Source organism: Affinundibacterium macrobrachii (assembly GCF_014652415.1).
In the GTDB taxonomy this organism is placed as follows: Bacteria; Pseudomonadota; Gammaproteobacteria; order Burkholderiales; family Burkholderiaceae_D; genus Undibacterium; species Undibacterium macrobrachii.
The window spans coordinates 159,307-177,124 of the sequence record NZ_BMYT01000004.1 but is presented as its reverse complement, the minus strand read 5'-3'; the positions used below and the strand labels follow the sequence as shown (position 1 = coordinate 177,124).

General features: G+C 45.7%; 12 protein-coding genes and 1 riboswitch. Of the genes, 3 read left to right on the top strand and 9 right to left on the bottom strand.

The window, feature by feature from the left end; genetic code table 11:
- Window positions 1–150: 150 nt before the first annotated feature.
- The 7 genes from IE103_RS12785 to IE103_RS12755 all read right to left on the bottom strand — a co-directional run bounded on the left by IE103_RS12785 (window position 151) and on the right by IE103_RS12755 (window position 10,020).
- Complete coding sequence (locus IE103_RS12785) at window positions 151–1,608, bottom strand: cobyric acid synthase (RefSeq protein WP_229827271.1); 1,458 nt, start codon at window positions 1,606–1,608, stop codon at window positions 151–153.
- A gap of 101 nt (window positions 1,609–1,709) precedes the next feature.
- A complete protein-coding gene (locus tag IE103_RS12780; RefSeq protein ID WP_189346522.1) occupies window positions 1,710–3,026 on the bottom strand; it encodes a cobyrinate a,c-diamide synthase in 1,317 nt (438 codons plus the stop codon).
- An 85-nt stretch (window positions 3,027–3,111) separates the two neighbouring features.
- Complete coding sequence (locus IE103_RS12775) at window positions 3,112–3,930, bottom strand: ABC transporter ATP-binding protein (protein ID WP_229827270.1); 819 nt, start codon at window positions 3,928–3,930, stop codon at window positions 3,112–3,114.
- Window positions 3,927–4,898 carry a FecCD family ABC transporter permease gene (locus IE103_RS12770; RefSeq protein ID WP_189346755.1) on the bottom strand — a complete coding sequence of 324 codons (972 nt, stop codon included), beginning with the start codon at window positions 4,896–4,898 and terminating at the stop codon, window positions 3,927–3,929. Before IE103_RS12770 ends, IE103_RS12775 begins: the two co-directional genes overlap by 4 nt.
- 104 nt (window positions 4,899–5,002) lie before the next feature.
- Window positions 5,003–6,850: a TonB-dependent receptor domain-containing protein gene (locus tag IE103_RS12765; protein WP_189346521.1), complete on the bottom strand. Its 1,848-nt coding sequence runs from the start codon at window positions 6,848–6,850 to the stop codon at window positions 5,003–5,005.
- A 226-nt stretch (window positions 6,851–7,076) separates the two neighbouring features.
- Window positions 7,077–7,333, bottom strand: a riboswitch (cobalamin riboswitch).
- 150 nt (window positions 7,334–7,483) lie between these two features.
- Window positions 7,484–9,157 (bottom strand): hypothetical protein, encoded by a 1,674-nt coding sequence (locus IE103_RS12760; protein WP_189346520.1) that lies wholly within the window; start codon window positions 9,155–9,157, stop codon window positions 7,484–7,486.
- The gene (locus IE103_RS12755) at window positions 9,154–10,020 is read right to left on the bottom strand and encodes an ABC transporter ATP-binding protein (RefSeq protein WP_189346519.1); all 867 of its coding nucleotides are present in this window, start codon (window positions 10,018–10,020) and stop codon (window positions 9,154–9,156) included. Before IE103_RS12755 ends, IE103_RS12760 begins: the two co-directional genes overlap by 4 nt.
- Before the next feature lie 505 nt (window positions 10,021–10,525).
- Between IE103_RS12755 and IE103_RS12750 the strand changes: the two genes are divergently transcribed.
- Window positions 10,526–12,910, top strand: coding sequence for an ATP-binding protein (locus IE103_RS12750; RefSeq protein ID WP_189346518.1), 2,385 nt, complete (start codon window positions 10,526–10,528; stop codon window positions 12,908–12,910).
- Window positions 12,911–13,038: 128 nt separating this feature from the next.
- On the opposite strand, the gene thrC is transcribed toward IE103_RS12750, so the two are convergent.
- On the bottom strand, window positions 13,039–14,511 hold the full coding sequence (gene thrC / locus IE103_RS12745) for a threonine synthase (protein WP_189346517.1): 1,473 nt from the start codon (window positions 14,509–14,511) through the stop codon (window positions 13,039–13,041).
- Between the two features lie 230 nt (window positions 14,512–14,741).
- Window positions 14,742–15,329: a helix-turn-helix domain-containing protein gene (locus IE103_RS12740; protein ID WP_189346516.1), complete on the bottom strand. Its 588-nt coding sequence runs from the start codon at window positions 15,327–15,329 to the stop codon at window positions 14,742–14,744.
- Window positions 15,330–15,510: 181 nt separating this feature from the next.
- Between IE103_RS12740 and kbl the strand changes: the two genes are divergently transcribed.
- Both kbl and IE103_RS12730 read left to right on the top strand, forming a co-directional pair.
- Complete coding sequence (gene kbl / locus IE103_RS12735) at window positions 15,511–16,710, top strand: glycine C-acetyltransferase (RefSeq protein ID WP_189346515.1); 1,200 nt, start codon at window positions 15,511–15,513, stop codon at window positions 16,708–16,710.
- Window positions 16,711–16,856: 146 nt separating this feature from the next.
- The gene (locus tag IE103_RS12730; RefSeq protein ID WP_189346514.1) at window positions 16,857–17,807 is read left to right on the top strand and encodes an NAD-dependent epimerase/dehydratase family protein; all 951 of its coding nucleotides are present in this window, start codon (window positions 16,857–16,859) and stop codon (window positions 17,805–17,807) included.
- The last annotated feature ends 11 nt before the right edge of the window (window positions 17,808–17,818 follow it).

Genomic DNA, 17,818 nt, shown 5'->3' with positions numbered 1-17,818 from the left:
GATGCGCGACTTTTGCTTTGGCTTGATTGGCTTGACCGACAAGGCAGTAATTGATGAGAGGATAGGAGTGATAGGTATAACAGAAATATAGAAATAGGATTAGAAATAGTATTAAAAACAGACTTAACAAGTCCGCCTCTAAGAATCAAGTTAAGCGATGCGCTGCAATGCGTCCAATAAAGGGTGGCAAGCGTCAGCAACCCGATCAATGCTCTGTTCGCGTAAGGCATTCAAATCAACCGTGGTATCCGACTGCATACCTGCCCAAGCTAGCAATGCCTGACATGCCTGTGGGTGATCAAACAATCCATGTAAATAGGTGCCTAATATTTGATCATCAGGCGAACGAGTGCCCTCTTCTTGCACTCCATCTTCTGCATCAATCATAAATGCAGGCAGGGTCTCGCTGCTGGCGTAAGTAACGCCCATATGAATTTCATAACCCTCTACTTTGGCGGTCTGATCTTTTCCAAACAAACAATAGCCGCTTACCTCTTGCAAACGCTTTTCTTTAGTCAACTCAGTCGTAATATCGAGCAAACCTAATCCGATCGAATCGCCAACTTTGCCTTCAACGCCATGCGGGTCACTGACGATTTGACCCAACATTTGATAACCACCGCAAATACCAATGAGCTTGCCGCCATAGCGCAAATGTTTTTCTAGTACGGCTTGCCAACCTCGTTGTTTCAAAAACTCTAAGTCATCACGGGTATTTTTACTGCCAGGAAGAATAATCAAATCAGCGGGTGGAATAGGATGATCAGGGCCAATAAACTGCAAATCAACCTCGGGATGCGCACGTAGTGCATCAAAATCGGTGTGGTTGGAGATGCGTGGTATCGCTGGCACGATGATCTTATATTTGCCAGTTCGATTTTGCTTAATTTGTATCGCATCTTCTGCATCAAGCATCAAACCATGCAGATAAGGCAGTACCGCTAAAACCGGCTTACCCGTCTTTTGTTCTAGCCATTCCAAACCCGGCTCCAACAATCGAATATCACCGCGAAAACGATTAATTACAAAACCAATGATGCGATTTCGTTCTGATTCAGATAAACATTCAAGCGTCCCAATAAAATGCGCAAACACACCACCTCGGTCAATGTCTGCCACCAAGATCACTGGGCAATCAACTGCTTCGGCAAAACCCATATTAGCAATATCGCGCGCGCGTAAATTCACTTCAGCTGGACTACCCGCGCCTTCAACGATGATGCTGTCGTATTGCTGCTGTAAGCGCGCATACGATTCAAGCACTGCCGACATCGCGACAGTTTTATATTGATCATAGTCACGCGCATCCATATCGCCCCGCACTTTGCCGTGCACCACAATTTGCGCTCCCATATCCGACGAGGGTTTAATCAAAACCGGATTCATATCGGTATGCGCGGGCAATCCTGCCGCTTGCGCTTGCAAGGCTTGCGCTCGACCAATCTCACCGCCATCGGCAGTCACCGCACTATTTAATGCCATATTTTGGGGTTTCATCGGAACCACTTTGACACCTTGCCGATGCAATAAACGACACAGCGCAGCAACCACGGTAGTCTTGCCTGCATCAGAAGTCGTGCCTTGCACCATTAAAGTTTGTATATTCATGATTCGAGTTGGGATTGGTTCTGCGTTAAATTTATTTAATTAGTTTAGTTCGTGCTTCGCTTTTAGATCATGGTGCAAGTTCAACTTCATATCCTACAATTCTAAATCTCAGCGACTGAAAACAAAGCTGCGGTCGCCGCATAATTCGACGGAAAATAGGCATGAAAATACGTCGCTCGCAGTTGCCCAATTTGATAAATCGCCTCGCCATTTTCCTGCGTCTTCTGTTTAATCGTATGCGCACTTGCGCTCAATGGGCAATCAAAAGTCGAATAATGAAAGGTGTGACCGCGCAATTCGCCATGCTGAGTGTCCCAACTTTGCATACCAAGCGCAGCTAAGCGTTTCTGCATTCGAATTTGACCTGGAATTAATCCCGCCATCGGCCACTGTTTCCCCTCCAAATCCACCAAGGATTCAGCCAAACTAATCATGCCACCACATTCTGCATAAATCACCTTACCAGCTTGTTGAAAAGCATTTAGGGAGCTTAGCCAGCAATGCGCTTGACTCAAGGTTGCGGCATGTAATTCTGGATAGCCTCCGGGCAAATACAAGGCATCCGCATTTGCTGGTATTGCTTGATCTGCTAAAGGAGAAAAGTAATCAAGCTGCGCCCCCATCTGCTCTAAAGCCAGTAAATTTGCTGGATAAATAAACGCAAAAGAAGCGTCGCGTGCTATCGCGATACGTTTCCCAGCTAACATTTGCGGAACATCTGCGATAGGCGCATCCTCATCTAGCAACTGCATTCTCGGAATGACCTGCCATGCAGCCATGTCGACAGTCAAACTATCGGCCATACGATTTAAGATTTGATCTACACCGCCCACTTCATCAGGCAATACCAAACCGAGATGGCGCTCAGGTAATGCTTGCTCTTGTCGACGCAGACTTGCCAATACGGGAATATCGCGCAAAGCACTTTCTATCATCGACAAGTGTCCATCAGAGGCAATCCGATTTGCTACTACACCAGCTAATTGAACTGGTCCAAAGTCACGCAAACCCAGTGCCACCGCACCCACAGTCTGCGCCATTGAAGAAGCGTCGATCACTGCCAATACAGGTACTCCAAAAGCATTCGCTAAATCGGCTGAAGACGGGGTACCGTCGTACAAACCCATCACGCCCTCGATCAAGACCAAATCAGATTCTTGCGCAGCTTGTTTCAACATGGCTCGGCAGGCTGGTAAACCTAATAGCCATAAATCCAAAGAAAATACTCGGCTACCACATGCTTGTTGCAGCATCATAGGATCAATAAAATCCGCGCCCGTCTTAAACACACGTACGCGCTTTCCTTGCTGCGTGAAGTAGCGCGCTAGCGCTGCTGTGACCGTCGTTTTCCCCTGCCCTGAGGCAATCGCCGAAATCATGACTACTGGCGCCAACGACAGAGAGGCTGATGGATTCATATAAACCTATTCAAAAACTGGGAACAAGAAAAAAGAGTACTTTTAGCGCAACGCAAGCACTTCTCTGCCATCTAGGGCAATTAACTTAAACCGGGATACTTGGAAGAAATAACACCTGATCGCCGTGCACAAATCGTTCAATCGGATGCGCCAGACATAGACTAAGGTTTTCAACAGTCATCACTTGTGCTTTATCGCCGCACAGATATGAGCCATCGGGCATCATCAACAAGGCATGCGTGGCGACCCCATACGATAAATTTAAGTCGTGACTGACCATCACAACCGCCTTATTCTCATTCTTACATTCGCGCGCCAAAATTTGCATCACACTGACTTGATGGCTTAAATCGAGTGCATTGGCTGGCTCATCTAATAATAACAAGCCCGCATCTTGGGCAAGCAAGGCGGCAATCGCTACACGTTGGCGCTCGCCACCCGAAAGGCTGCGCACGTCTCGTTGTGCCAGCTCTTCAACGTCCAGTAGACGTAAAGCTTGCAAGGCGATTTCATGATCTTGGGCGGTTTCCCAATAATGCGTGTCGTGATATGGATGACGCGCGCTCAGCACGGTTTCAATGACGCGATAAGCAAATGCATCGACGCGAGATTGCGACAAATACGCACGCTCCTTGGCGAGCTCTTCCAAACTCCATTCGCGTATATCTTTGCCGTGCAATTGAATGGTGCCAGATTCAATTTCTCGTAAGCGCGCGAGCGAACGCAATAAGGTACTTTTCCCTGCTCCATTACGTCCGATCACACACCAACACTGACCTGCTTGCACTTGCCAATCCAAATCGCGCAATAAAGTTTTAGCACCGACAGACAAGCATAATTGCTTCGTGCTCAATAAGTTTGCGCACGATTGATCGGCACTGAACAGATTTTGTGCCTGCATCATCTTCTCCTTAACTGATGTAGCTGTATCAAAAATACAGGAACACCGATGATGGCGGTAATGACTCCCACAGGTAATTGCTGGGGCGCGACCACTGTACGTGCCAATGCATCAGCACAAACCAAAAAACTACCACCTGCCAAACTCGCTACTGGGATCAATAAGCGATGATCGGGACCAAGAGCAAAGCGACACGCATGTGGAATAATCAAGCCGACAAAACCTATACTGCCAGCCGAACTAACCGCACTTGCAGTTAATAACGCTGCACATACAAATAAAGTTTTTCTCAAACGGCCAATATTGATACCTAAAGCACTGGCATTATCCGCGTGCATGGCGGCAATGTTGATTGCGCGTGCATTTTTCATCATCAATGCTGCAACCGATAACAAGATTAGCCACGATAGATATCGCGGTTGGGTATTCGACAAATCGCCTATCATCCAAAACACCATGCCACGCAAACTGCTATCTGGCGCGATCGATAGTAACAAGGTCACCACGGCACCACAACCTGCCGCCACGATCACACCAGTCAATAACAATAATGGAGCACTTCCCTCGGAACTACCTGAGCCGCGCAAATCACGGTATGCGAGCATAAACAGCAAAGCGGCAACCGAAATCGCACCGCCAAACGCCGCAATATCCACCATTGCGCCAACACCAAAGAACAAGATTGTCGCGAGTGCGCCCACCGAAGCGCCGCCCGACAATCCTAATACATAGGGATCAGCCAATGGATTCCGTAATAGTGCTTGCATCAACACCCCAGACAAAGCAAGCGTGGCACCAGTCACAAAACCCGACAATGCACGCGACAAGCGTAAATCCAACACACTACTTGCTAGGCTTGATGATTGCCCTTGCAACAAGTCAAACAAGGCTTGCCACAATTCGCGCAGAGACAGTGGAACAGAGCCGATTAGACATGCAAACACGATGCTCACCAAGGCGAGCAGACACATCGCTAGTATCAAACTAGTTGCGCGTTTTTGTGTCTGAATTCTCACCTGTGGCGTCCTCTTATCTAGGTTCTACCGGATGTTAGACATCCTATCAATACCTTGATTTATTTAAAGCCGTAGCTTAATCCAAGGTAGAAGTTAGATTCTGGCGTGCGGTAGTTGCGTGCCAACTCATACTCTTTATCAGCGACATTATTCCAACGCGCCAGTAATTGCCATGAGGTGCTCAACTTATACGTTGCGATCAAGTTCACAATGCCATAACCGGCTAGACGATTGCGATTTGCTGGATCATCGTAGCGCTCACCAGAAAACACACTTTCTGCACCCAAGGTCAAATCACCCATACGATAATCGACGCCTAAACTACCGTGCTGCTTGGCACGACGTGCCAAACGTTTTCCAGTGGTGTCATCAGTCGGATCTTGAATATCCATCGTGCCACGTAGATTCCACTGGCCTAATCGCGCCGATGCGCCCAAGGTAAAGCCAGATAAAGTCGCCTTATTGACGTTATACGCGCAACCATAGCGATGCGTTGCCACTTCGACTGGGCATGGATTTGTACTGACCAATAAATCAGTGATTTTATTCTGATAATAAACCGCGCTCAATTGCCACACATTGTCGTCATAGAACAAACCTGCTTCAGCATTTTTACCAAGTTCAGGACGATTCGAAGCTACGCCAAAACCAGGGTAATACAGTTCATTGAAAGTAGGTGCTCGGAAGCTAGTACCATAGCTCGCATTGACGCGCAAAACATCGGACAATTTATAGCCGTAAGCAATGCTGCCCGTGCTATGTTTGCCGTATTGAGAGCTGTCATCGACTCGTCCACTCAAACTGGCCAAATGCGCATCTTGTTTCATGGTGTAAGCCAATGCGTAGGACTGCGTATCACGCTTACCACTGATGCCTGCGGTATTGGTGCGTACGTCTTCCTCTCTGTCCTCAAAGACAAATTGCAATACGTCTTTGCCGAAGCTAACATCATTCTGCCAAGTCCAACCGCGTTGCTTTGTATCCGCATTGCCTTTGCCGTAAGAAGCGTCGGTGTACACGCGATCTGTGTTGCGAGAGAGCTGCAAGCTAGAGTTCCAGTTGGGTGCTAATTTCGCTTTCGCATAGCTCGCAACATTGTCAAATTTTTGCTGACCACGATCTTTGTAACTTGGTCCGGCATCAAAATCGACATCTAAAGTGCTTTGTACAAAATTCACACCTAGCGTCAACGCAGAGTTGAGCTTCCATGCCAAATTACCGTTAAAGCTTTTTTGTGTATAACCATCTTTATCGGCGTTGTAGGTGAAGGCACCTGATGCGGGTTTCGATGCAGAAAAACCGTCGCTACTCTCTTTAGCAGAATTCAAACTATATTGAAAATCACTCGCAGACGAGCCGAAAATACCAGCTTCGTATTTACGCAGATGATTGCTGCCCATGCCAACATTCAAGCTAGTACGTGATTGTGGACCCGATTTTTTTGTAAATAATTGAATCACACCGCCCATTGCATCGGCACCGTACAAGCTAGATAAAGGGCCATAAACAATTTCAATACGCTCAATTTGCGACAAAGGAATACTGCTCCAAGTTGCGCCACCCGTAGTTGATGAGCCGATGCGCACACCATCAACAAACACGACACTTTGTGAGTTCGCTGCGCCACGAATAAAAACCGATGACACTGAGCCTGCGCCACCGGTCCGAGAAATCTCGATACCACGTTGTTGCTGCAATAAGTCAACGATGCTAGTCGCACCGGATAAATGAATTTGCTCTGCGGTGATGACGACATTATCAGCCAACACGTCTTTCGCAACTTGCGGTTGACGCGTTGCAGTAACTAAGACTTGCGCTTGGCTGTCTTGCGCTTGTGCAGAAATAGATGGAGAAAAGCAGGCTGCTACAGCCAATGCCAGACAAATAGGTTTGCAATATTGAGTCATAATAAATACGTGATTGCGCAAAGTCGCTCACATCCTGTGATGAAAATTAGCAGGTCATAAGCCACCGAGATCCCCGTTGGGTGCTTAAATACAAAGTATGATTTGAATGAGTTCAAGCAAACCAAACAATGCTGGTTCGCAGGTTTCAGCTGAAATGATTAATTCTATGAACTAGTTTTTCGCAAAACTAAAATCAGAAAAAACATCAGCGAACATCCCCGTTCGCAATACTTCACTTATCTTGGCCGGTATCCGGGCTGACAAACATCACCATCACACCTTCCCATGCCGAAACACAGTGGCGATGAAGGATGGCTGGTCTAATCTCAACAAAATTAACTATCCAAAGCAGTTAAGTATGTAGATACGATTAGACGTTTGTACACCGTTGCGGGGGCAGCACACGTATGCAAATTGCATTGTGTTTCCCGTTTAACTGCCGACAAGACTATGTCGGCGGGCACCAAAACACGCGCATTTTAGCCTTTAAACGCGGGAAGGACAAGGACGCATAGTAATTCCTTAAGCCAAATCAACTACTTAGGGTCCTTATTCCCTCTGCACTATGACGCAGCAAAAACTCAGCAAATTGCTACAACACCAAGCTCAATTGCCTAAAGACTGGTATAAAAATTACCTGTGTTTATACATCGTGTAGAAATAAGCAATGCACACTGCGCCAACGCCAATCACCGTCTGCAGCAAAATGGTCTGAAGCGTCGCCACTCCATTAAATCCGAACACATCCAAGACCGCTACGCCCTGCGCTTGAGTTGCTACATATAATCCAAACAAATAAAGTGACATAAAAGTTTTTGCGGTATTGGTCAGCTTTCCCAAGCAACAAGCAACAGCCGACATACTGAACAATCCAACTAACAAAGCCAAGGCCAGCAAAGGCGACACAAAACTTAGTCGAAACAGAATCACACCGGTCAACAATAATCCCAGCACCATCGTCGCAACCCACTGTCTAAAGTAGCGACGAACTGCTCCACCTTTCACTGCGGCAGTCATGCTTTCTATCGCGGCTTGAAAATCGCGCGTGCTTATGTCGCTGATTAATATGCCCCAAAATGCGAGCGAAAAAATCGCCAAACCAGACAAGGCATCGACACTAAGGAGTGCGCTGAGTAAGGTAAAAACCACAATCGCAACAATCGCAGATGGCGCGTTCACTAAAGTCAGAGCGACGTCCGCAACGATCTGACCAGCAAAGTTAGCCGACTTGGCAGACCACATCAAAATGGGTTGTACTTGTTTCGCTAAAGGGCGCGTCCATCCGTTCAGTAATTCCAATGGCGTGCGGCGTTTTCTCGCATGCGACTGTTTTACTTTATCGGGAGAATAGCGATGAAACAATACAAATGCTGGTAGTAGTAGGCAAAGCGCCAAAGCCGCCGAACTCAAGCGCATAAACAACATAGGGTTGGTCCACATATCCACCGGCAGACTAATCGGTGTAATCAAAGGATTAAAAGTGCTAGCACCAAGTGAAAAATTATTGGTCAACAAATGCGTTTTCAAAACAACGATGGTGCTTACCAAGCCACTAAAATCTGCTAGTAGCCACGCTGAAATCAAACCCGCGTTCATATCGGCGATTTTGGTGACGATCGATACTTGAAATACCCATGCGATGAAATATAAAAAGTCACCGGCTTTCCCCATCAACAGCGGAATGCTGTCAAACAAGATCGCCGCACTCGCCGCAAAAACAGCCATCGGCCCCAATACAAGCAAGTAAGTTTTTACATAAACAAGAATTTGTATTGGGCCATCACCACGTATCGCGTGCAATACCATAATCGAACACATCGCGACCATCGCCAACGACAAGATATATGCGACACCGCCTAAGCAGCGACTAATTAGAAACAAACTATTACTCACTGGCGTTGCGGCAATAACACCGCCTATACCACTCCGAATATCTTCGACGATGCGTCCACGTACCAAATAAAAACCTATCAAGGCCATTAAAAAACTCAGCAAACTCGCACTTCCCATTGCCAATGCAGAACTCGTATACAACACGCGTGCTTGATTTATCGCCATCAGGCTAGAACCTGTTTTGGGATCAACAATCATTGCCCAACTTAGCGCTACCATCAACATCACAGCAAACAATGTACTAAGCCTGCGCATCCGTAATCGCACTTCATTGCGCGACAATACCAACAATAAATCCATCGTTTGTCGTATACCTGACGACCGTCTAAACTGAAAAGTTGATTGAGATTGGTAGCTGTCAGCTTGAACCGCAGCTTTCGGTGTTTTAACAGCAGCAATTGATTCGCGCATCATGCCACCTCTTGCAACGAATAACGTTGGGCCATCAGCGCATCCTCTAAATTAGGCAAGACCATCACGGCATCACTATGCGGTTGAGTAGGATGGGCAATCCGCAAAGTCATCAAACTATGCTGACGCTGCGCATGTAATACCTGCCAATTTTGGCGCAGATGTTCGGCATCGGCAATCGGTAACTGCAAAGACCAAACCTTGCCGCGTGCCTGTTCTATCATATTGTCTGGTGTATCGAAACCAATTAATTTGCCATTGCGCATAATTGCTAACTCACTCGCAACACTCTCCACATCAGACACAATATGGGTCGACATGATCACCAGTTTTTCGTTACCCAATTCACTGAGTAAATTGCGAAAACGTAAGCGCTCTTCTGGATCTAAACCTGCAGTTGGCTCATCCACCACCAAGATATCTGGATCATTGAGTAAAGCTTGTGCAATACCTAAACGACGTCGCATACCACCAGAAAATGCAGATGCAGAGCGTTGCGCATGCTCCGTTAAATTCACCAACTCAAGTAAGTAATGAATCCGCTCGGGATCACGCACACCTTTTAAGGCAGCAAAATACTGCATGAATTCGAGTGCACTCAAATTCGGATAAACACCGAAATCCTGTGGCAAAAAACCTAGGCGTGTACGAATTGCATCGGGATGTTTGAGAATATCAATACCTTGAAACACTATCTGACCACTGCTTGGTTTAGTTAATGTCGCGATCATTTGCATCAAGCTCGTTTTGCCCGCGCCATTATGTCCAATCAAACCGACAACGCCACGTTGCAACTGCAAACTAACATCATTCACAGCAGTCACATTCGTTCCATATTTTTTTACGACATTCCGTATCTCTAGCATCACACACCTCCTGTAAATTGAACTCTGTCGCAAGAAAAAAGAAAGCAAAAACAATTAATGAGACAGATCGATAGAGTCACAATAAAGCAAGCGATTCAAACGGATAGGCGCTTTCAGACGAAACGCACAAAACTAGGAATAGAGCGCACTTTTTCTACATCAATCAGATTACTAAGTGGTTAAAAATCATGCCGTCAACAGACTCAAAACAAATCGGCTTTTTTTGGATGAATTGTGGGTTGGCGTTAGCGTAGTTCTAAGTTGGCATAAAGTTAGCTCTAAGTTATTTGGAACGACGAACCAACTTAGCTGTGGGCTGCTGATCACTTAGCTTTCAGTCAATTCCAACGATCGGTATTTCAAAAAAACATCAAATCCACAAAAAATTGCTTCTTTTCAATTTTTACATCCAGCTTTTCAACACTCGACGAGGGAAATAAGGCAAAATCAAAAGCACACCTAGTGAATATATTTGATGCTAACAAGCCATCCGTCTGTCTGACTCATGTCCGTTCCTCAATTCAGATTTTTAGAGCACGAATCCTTTGGCCGTCGACTGTTAGGTCGACTATTGCCTTTGATCGTTTTGATAGGCACGGGAATCGCTACCGAACTTATTCTTTTCGAAGAGCGCAGCAGACAAGCAAGCCTCGATCAACAAAAAGTCATTAGTAACGCCGGCGAAGTTAGAGCTATTCTTGAATCAGAACTAAATGCCACTATCCACTTGGCCTCAGGCCTAGTCGCCTTTATTCAAGCGAATAAGGGTACTTATAAGTTAGAAGAAATTGAACCTTGGCTAGTTAGCCTACAGAAGCAAGAAGCGAGTATTCGCAATATTACGCTTGCCCCCGCCAATCGCATTCAAACCATCGTCCCACGTCAAGGAAACGAATCCGCAATCGGCATGTATTTTCCCGACAATGCCCAGCAATGGCCAGCGGTGGAAAAAGTCATCCTCAGTAAGCGCCCTGCTTTAGCTGGACCATTTGCCTTGAAACAAGGTGGCATCGGTTTAGCCTACCGTGTACCGGTGTTTTTGCAAGATGGCCAATATTGGGGCTTAGTCAGCACGATACTTGATGCTGAATTAGTTTTTGCAAAAGCCAAGCGACGGGGTGAAGAACTGCAATTGCAATTTGCCGTTATCGATCTTGATTTAGCGCCAGATGCAAAGCCATTGTATGGAAATATCACCGCACAGCAAGATATTGTCAGCCGCTTAAAAGTGAATGCGCCAGGCCGTCAAATTGAAATCCATGCGGTGCCTCCTAGCAAGCAAAATCAATTCTTTACGCACATTCAGCGCTTTGCCGGCTGGTCAGTCGCCATAATTCTGAGCGTCTTGATCGCCAAATCATTTCAATTTTATCGCCGACAATCACGCTCGTATTTTGCACTAAATGAGAGTCAACAACGATTTATGCGCGCCTTTAATACGGCACCGCAAGGTATGGCTTTGGTCGATGAAGATGGCTTATGGATTAGTGCAAACCCGATGCTGTGCCAAATTCTTGGCTATAAAGAATCCGATTTACGCAAAATTTCCCTCGCCGACATCGCCCCCGATTTGGCGATTCAAAATCTACAGCGCGAATGGAAATCACAGAATAATAGTAGTTTGCAATACGAACTCAATTTAAAACATCGCAATGGAAGCGAAGTCACTTGCCTGCTCAGCCTCGCTCTGATTGATTATGAAAAATTAGAGAAAGCGTATTGGATTTTTCAAATTATCGATATCAGTCGACGGGTCGCCGCGGAAAAGCAAATACAAGCCAATGCGGAATATACTCAAGCAATCTTAAATAATGTTGCAGAGGGAATCGTTTGTACAAGCGCTAGCGGTGTCGTACTCAGCATCAATCCCGCTGCAATCAGCATCTTAAAATTTCCTGACGAGAGTTTCCTGCACATCGATTTCTTGCAACTCATATGCGGCAAAGAAAACCACCAATTACTGGCGGAAGTGGCGCAATTTATTCAAGCATCGACGGCAATTGAACTGGAGGAAAGTGAGACCGAATCGGCTTACTTCAAACGTGAAAATGTCATCAAAGATTATTTAGGAAATGATATTCACATTGAATTTAGTATTTCCTTCACACGACAAAAGAACCAGACCGATGTGATATTTGTATTACGAGATATTAGCGAACGCAAATACTTAGAGTTGATGCAAAGTGAATTTGTTTCCATCGTCAGTCATGAGCTAAGAACGCCATTAACGTCGATTATTGGCTCACTAAAGTTGATTGAAGGTGGCATTTTTGGGCATTTGCCGGATTCCTTAGCACGCATGATCCATATCGCTTTGCAGAATGGCCAGCAGCTTGCCCTGATTATCAATGACATTCTTGACATGGATAAATTAGTCGCAGGCAAAATGGACTTTAAGCTCGAAGAATTGAGTGCCAGCACGCTAGTGAGATCTAGTATAGAAAATAATCAAAGCTACGCCCGACAATATCAAATCAACTTTGAATTTGATCAGCCGGAACAAGACTTCATAGTAAATGCAGACGCGCAACGCGTACTTCAAGTGATGTCGAATTTATTGTCGAATGCTGCCAAATTCTCACGTGCAGGAAACAAAGTGGAAGTCAGCATTACGCGACATGCAGATCAGCTTAAATTCACGGTGCGAGATTACGGTGAAGGGATACCGCAACAATATCAAGATCGCTTATTTAAGAAATTCTCGCAAGTCGATGGTAGCAGCACGCGTCGCAAAGGCGGCACGGGTCTTGGTCTATCGATTTGCAAAGAGATGGTAGAGAGAATGCAGGGAGAAATTGGATTCAATTCGATTGAAGGACAAGGTTCAAGCTTTTACTTCACTCTACCTATCGTCAATGCTAACAATAAACTACCCACGTCTTCGAACTAGACACTTACTTCGCAAAAGAAAATTTCGATACAATAATTCAATACAAAAAAAAACGGTGAGCTTTGCTTGTAGCAAAGGCTCACCGACTATCTTACTCAACTACTTGTTTGCTGAATTAATGTGTATTTTCACAAACCAGTATGTGAAGTAATCAAAGCCTTCATTTTTGCCACGTCGGCATCCATCACCTCAAATCGCTGTGGCAAACTTTCAATATTTTCGAAGCCTGCTGGGCGCTCGGCATCACGTCCTAAAGCTTCACGTATTGTTTCATTAAACTTTGCTGGCAATGCCGTTTCCAATACGATCATCGTCACTCCCGCTTGCAAGTGTTCACGCGCTACCTTAATGCCGTCGGCAGTATGTGTGTCGACGGTAACGCCATACGCTTGTTCTACTTGACGGATAGTTTGCAGACGATCTGCGTGAATTGATTTACCCGAGACAAATCCAAACTCAGCAATTTTCTTAAATTCATCGCCATCACTGCCTGGACGCCCGGACAAATCAAACCCACCTTCGGTCTCTACTTTCTTGAACAAAGCGGCAACGCGAGCGCTGTCGCCACCCAGCAAATCATAAACAAAACGCTCAAAATTCGAGGCTTTGGAAATATCCATAGATGGACTGGTGGTGTGATAAGTCTCTGCCGATTTACGTACGCGATAAACACCAGTGCGGAAGAACTCATCTAGTACATCGTTTTCATTTGTCGCCACGACTAACTGTGCAATTGGCAAACCCATCATCCTTGCGATATGACCAGCACAGATATTGCCAAAATTACCGGACGGCACGGTGAACGACACTTTCTGATCATTACTACTGGTCGCCGATAAATATCCACGGAAATAGTAAACCACTTGCGCAACTACACGCGCCCAGTTGATTGAATTTACAGTACCAATCTTTTGGCGTTGTTTAAACTCTAAATCGTTCGACACCGCTTTTACCATATCCTGACAATCATCAAACACGCCATTCACAGCGATATTAATAATATTCGGGTCTTGCAAGCTAAACATTTGCGCGGTTTGAAACGCACTCATTTTTTTGTGCGGTGATAGCATGAAAACGCGGATGCCTTTTTTCCCACGCATTGCGTATTCAGCAGCACTTCCCGTATCGCCAGAAGTCGCACCAAAAATATTCAATTCAGAATGATTCTTCGCTAATGCATATTCAAACAAGTTGCCCAGCAATTGCATTGCCATGTCTTTAAAAGCCAAAGTCGGGCCGTTGGATAAGGCTTGCAAAACCAATTTGGTACCGTCTTTCTCTTGCAAGGTACGCAATGGTGTAATTGCTTGTGCAGATTCATCTTGACGCGCGTTTTTGTATACCTCTGCGGTATAGGTTTTGGTCGTAATCGCTTTTAAATCGCTTTCAGGAATATCTGTTGCAAATTTACGCAACACTTCAAACGCGAGATCGGCATAACTGAGCGTGCGCCATATATTCAATTCATCTGCTGTCACTTGCGGATAAGACTTCGGCAAATATAAGCCACCGTCAGGCGCTAAGCCACCAAGTAAAATTTCAGAGAACGAAACGGAAGAATCAGAGGATGTTGCGTAACCACGAGTAGACAGGTATTGCATGATTGAGAATAAAGATAAAAGTAAGCAAAGAAGGGATTCGACTTAATTATATCTTGCATTGCAGCAGGAAATTCGGCGGCAAGCGAATTTCCTGCAAAGAAACGGCAAATTTTCCATGGAATCCATGGAGAACTGATGGCGGCTGAACAAAAACAATCAACAAATGAAAAGGAAACGTCTAAACATCGACTAGCCAAGCAAAAATTTTTTCATTTGTTTTTTGCTACAGACTAGCGATGCGTGACCACCATCAATGCTTTCGCCTCTGTCTTGCCTATATTGCGGATCGCGTGCGTGCGGTCTGCATCGTAACGGGCAGTCCCACCAACTTTTAGTTTTTTCTTCGCGCCATCTACCTCAACTTCAATACTGCCAGTGATCAAGGTCAGATGTTCTGAAGTACCAGGGTCATGAGGGTTGGAGACTAGAGCGCCACCGGGCGCGAGAATCAACTCATACCATTCAAATCGCCCTGCCAATTCCATGGGGCCTAGTATTTTCAAGACGTAGCCTGAGTGTTCACCTGGCAATGTTGGTGTCTCATGCGGTTCTAGCATACGAATTAAATCGACCTTGGGCGCTTCGGAGGTGAGTAATTCTGCCATTCCAATACCAAGCGCATTCGCCAATCGCCAAGCCACAGCGATGGTTGGATTGGCTTTTTCTCTCTCGATTTGCGACAACATCGACTTGGATACTCCCGCAGTGCGGGATAAGTCTTCCAAAGTCAGTCCTCTTTCCAGCCGTAAACGCTGTAAAGTTGCTCCGACCTCAGGTGGCGCAGCAGGCGTTGTCACAGGTGCAATCACTTTTTTCATAGTTTCGCTTGCAAAATTAAATTAGCCTAGATAATATTCGCTATATTGAATTTTAGTTCGATATATTGAATATTTAAATGGATCAGTAGATTTATCGAATTTTCGATATAAGTAACAAATACCACGAAAATTCTAATTTTTTCCATCATACCAGAAGCCCCTTTCCTTTCAGGAGACAAACATGAGTGCCAAGAAGAATTCATTTTTTACAGGTTTAGCCAGCAATCTGGATAGCTTGCGTGAACAAGGCTTGTACAAACCAGAGCGTGTGATTTCATCGCGCCAAGGCTCCTTGGTGCAATGTGATGATGGTCGTCAGCTCATCAATCTGTGTGCGAATAATTATCTGGGCTTATCGGGTGATGAAGCGACTGTGCAGGCATCGATCAAAGCGACCGAGCAATACGGTTATGGCTTATCGTCAGTCCGTTTCATCTGCGGTACGCAAACTGTACACAAACAACTTGAACGTGCGATTGCAGATTTTCTGGGAATGGAAGACACGATTTTATATGCAGCCGCATTTGATGCGAATGGCGGTGTATTCGAACCTCTGTTCGATGAAAACGATGCGATCATTTCTGATGCCTTGAACCACGCTTCCATTATCGATGGCATCCGTTTATGTAAAGCGGCACGTTTCCGTTATACCCACAATGACATGGCTGATCTGGAAAAACAATTACAAGCGGCAGCCGATAAACGCCATCGCATCATCGTCACTGATGGCGCGTTTTCCATGGATGGCACGATTGCCCAACTCGATAAGATTTGCGATTTGGCAGACAAATATGATGCCTTGGTCATGATTGACGAATGCCACGCTTCTGGATTTTTAGGTAAAACAGGCCGTGGTACGCATGAACATCACAACGTCATGGGGCGCATCGATATTATTACTGGTACCTTAGGTAAAGCATTGGGTGGTGCGATGGGTGGTTTTACCGCTGCGCGTAAAGAAGTCATCGATACCTTACGTCAAAAATCACGTCCATATTTATTCTCGAATACGCTGGCGCCATCCATTGCTGGTGCGTCCTTAACGGTATTAGAACGCTTGTCGAAATCGACTGAATTGCGTGATCGTCTGCATGAAAACACCGCTTTCTTCCGTCAAGAAATCCAAGCACTAGGATTCACCATCAAACCTGGCACACACCCAGTGGTTCCGGTGATGTTATTCGACGCACCAGTCGCGCAAAAATTTGCCGCGCGCATGTACGAACTCGGCGTTTTTGTTACTGGTTTCTTTTATCCAGTTGTACCGATGGGTCAAGCGCGCGTCCGTGTGCAGTTATCCGCGGCACACACCAAAGAACAATTGCAAACTGCGCTCGCTGCATTTGCGCAAGCGGGTCGTGAGTTGGGTTTAATTAAGTAAATCTCTAAACACAACTAGCCGCTAAGGTGCATGAACAATTAGTACGTGGAGAAGTTTTTCAATAACTCTTCTGCGACCATTACATCGCTGCGGCAATAAGACAGTCAATCGAATAGTAAGAATAGTAAAATTAGTAAGGAAAGAAAATGGAACGAATTTTAGTCATCGGTGCGAACGGCCAAATCGGTAGCGAATTAGTCGATGCTTTAGCCGCTAAACATGGCGCGGATAATGTGATTGCTGCGGATATTAGTCCTGCCAGTTTGTACGGCGCAAAAATCTACGAAGTAGTTGATGTGTTGAATGCCGATCGCCTTGCCGAAATTCACGACAAGTACGACATCACCCAAGTCTATCAACTAGCAGCGCTATTGTCCGCTACCGGTGAAAAAGCGCCATTGAAAGCTTGGACATTGAACATGGATGGCTTGTTGAATATTCTGGAACTAGCACGTATTCGTGGCGAAGCTGGCAAACCTCTCAAAGTTTTCTGGCCATCCTCCATTGCTGCTTTCGGCCCTAACACCGAAGCTGTCAACACGCCACAATATACGGTAATGGACCCGAACACTATCTATGGCATCAGCAAGTTAGCTGGTGAACGCCTATGTGAATATTACTTCCAGAAATACAACGTCGATGTACGTAGTATTCGCTATCCTGGCATCATCAGTTATAAATCGCCTCCAGGTGGCGGCACCACCGATTATGCGATCGCAATTTTCCATTCTGCCTTGAAGGGCGAAGTCTATTCATGCTTCCTCGAAGCGCAACAATCACTGCCAATGATCTACATGCCTGATGCGATTCGTGCGACGATTAGTTTGATGGAAGCGCCTGCCGAAAACATCAAAATCCGTTCGTCTTATAACGTCAGTGGTATGAGCTTTAACCCACAAGAACTCACAAGTGAAATCACTAAAAACCTACCAAACTTTCAGGTACACTACGCCCCGGATAGCCGCCAGGCAATCGCGGCAAGTTGGCCACAAAGTTTGAATGATGAGGCCGCTTATCAAGATTGGGGTTGGAAGGCAGAAATCGATCTCCCGGCATTGGTCACTGACATGTTAAAGAACGTGAAAGTCGCCAATTAATTAGAGTAAAC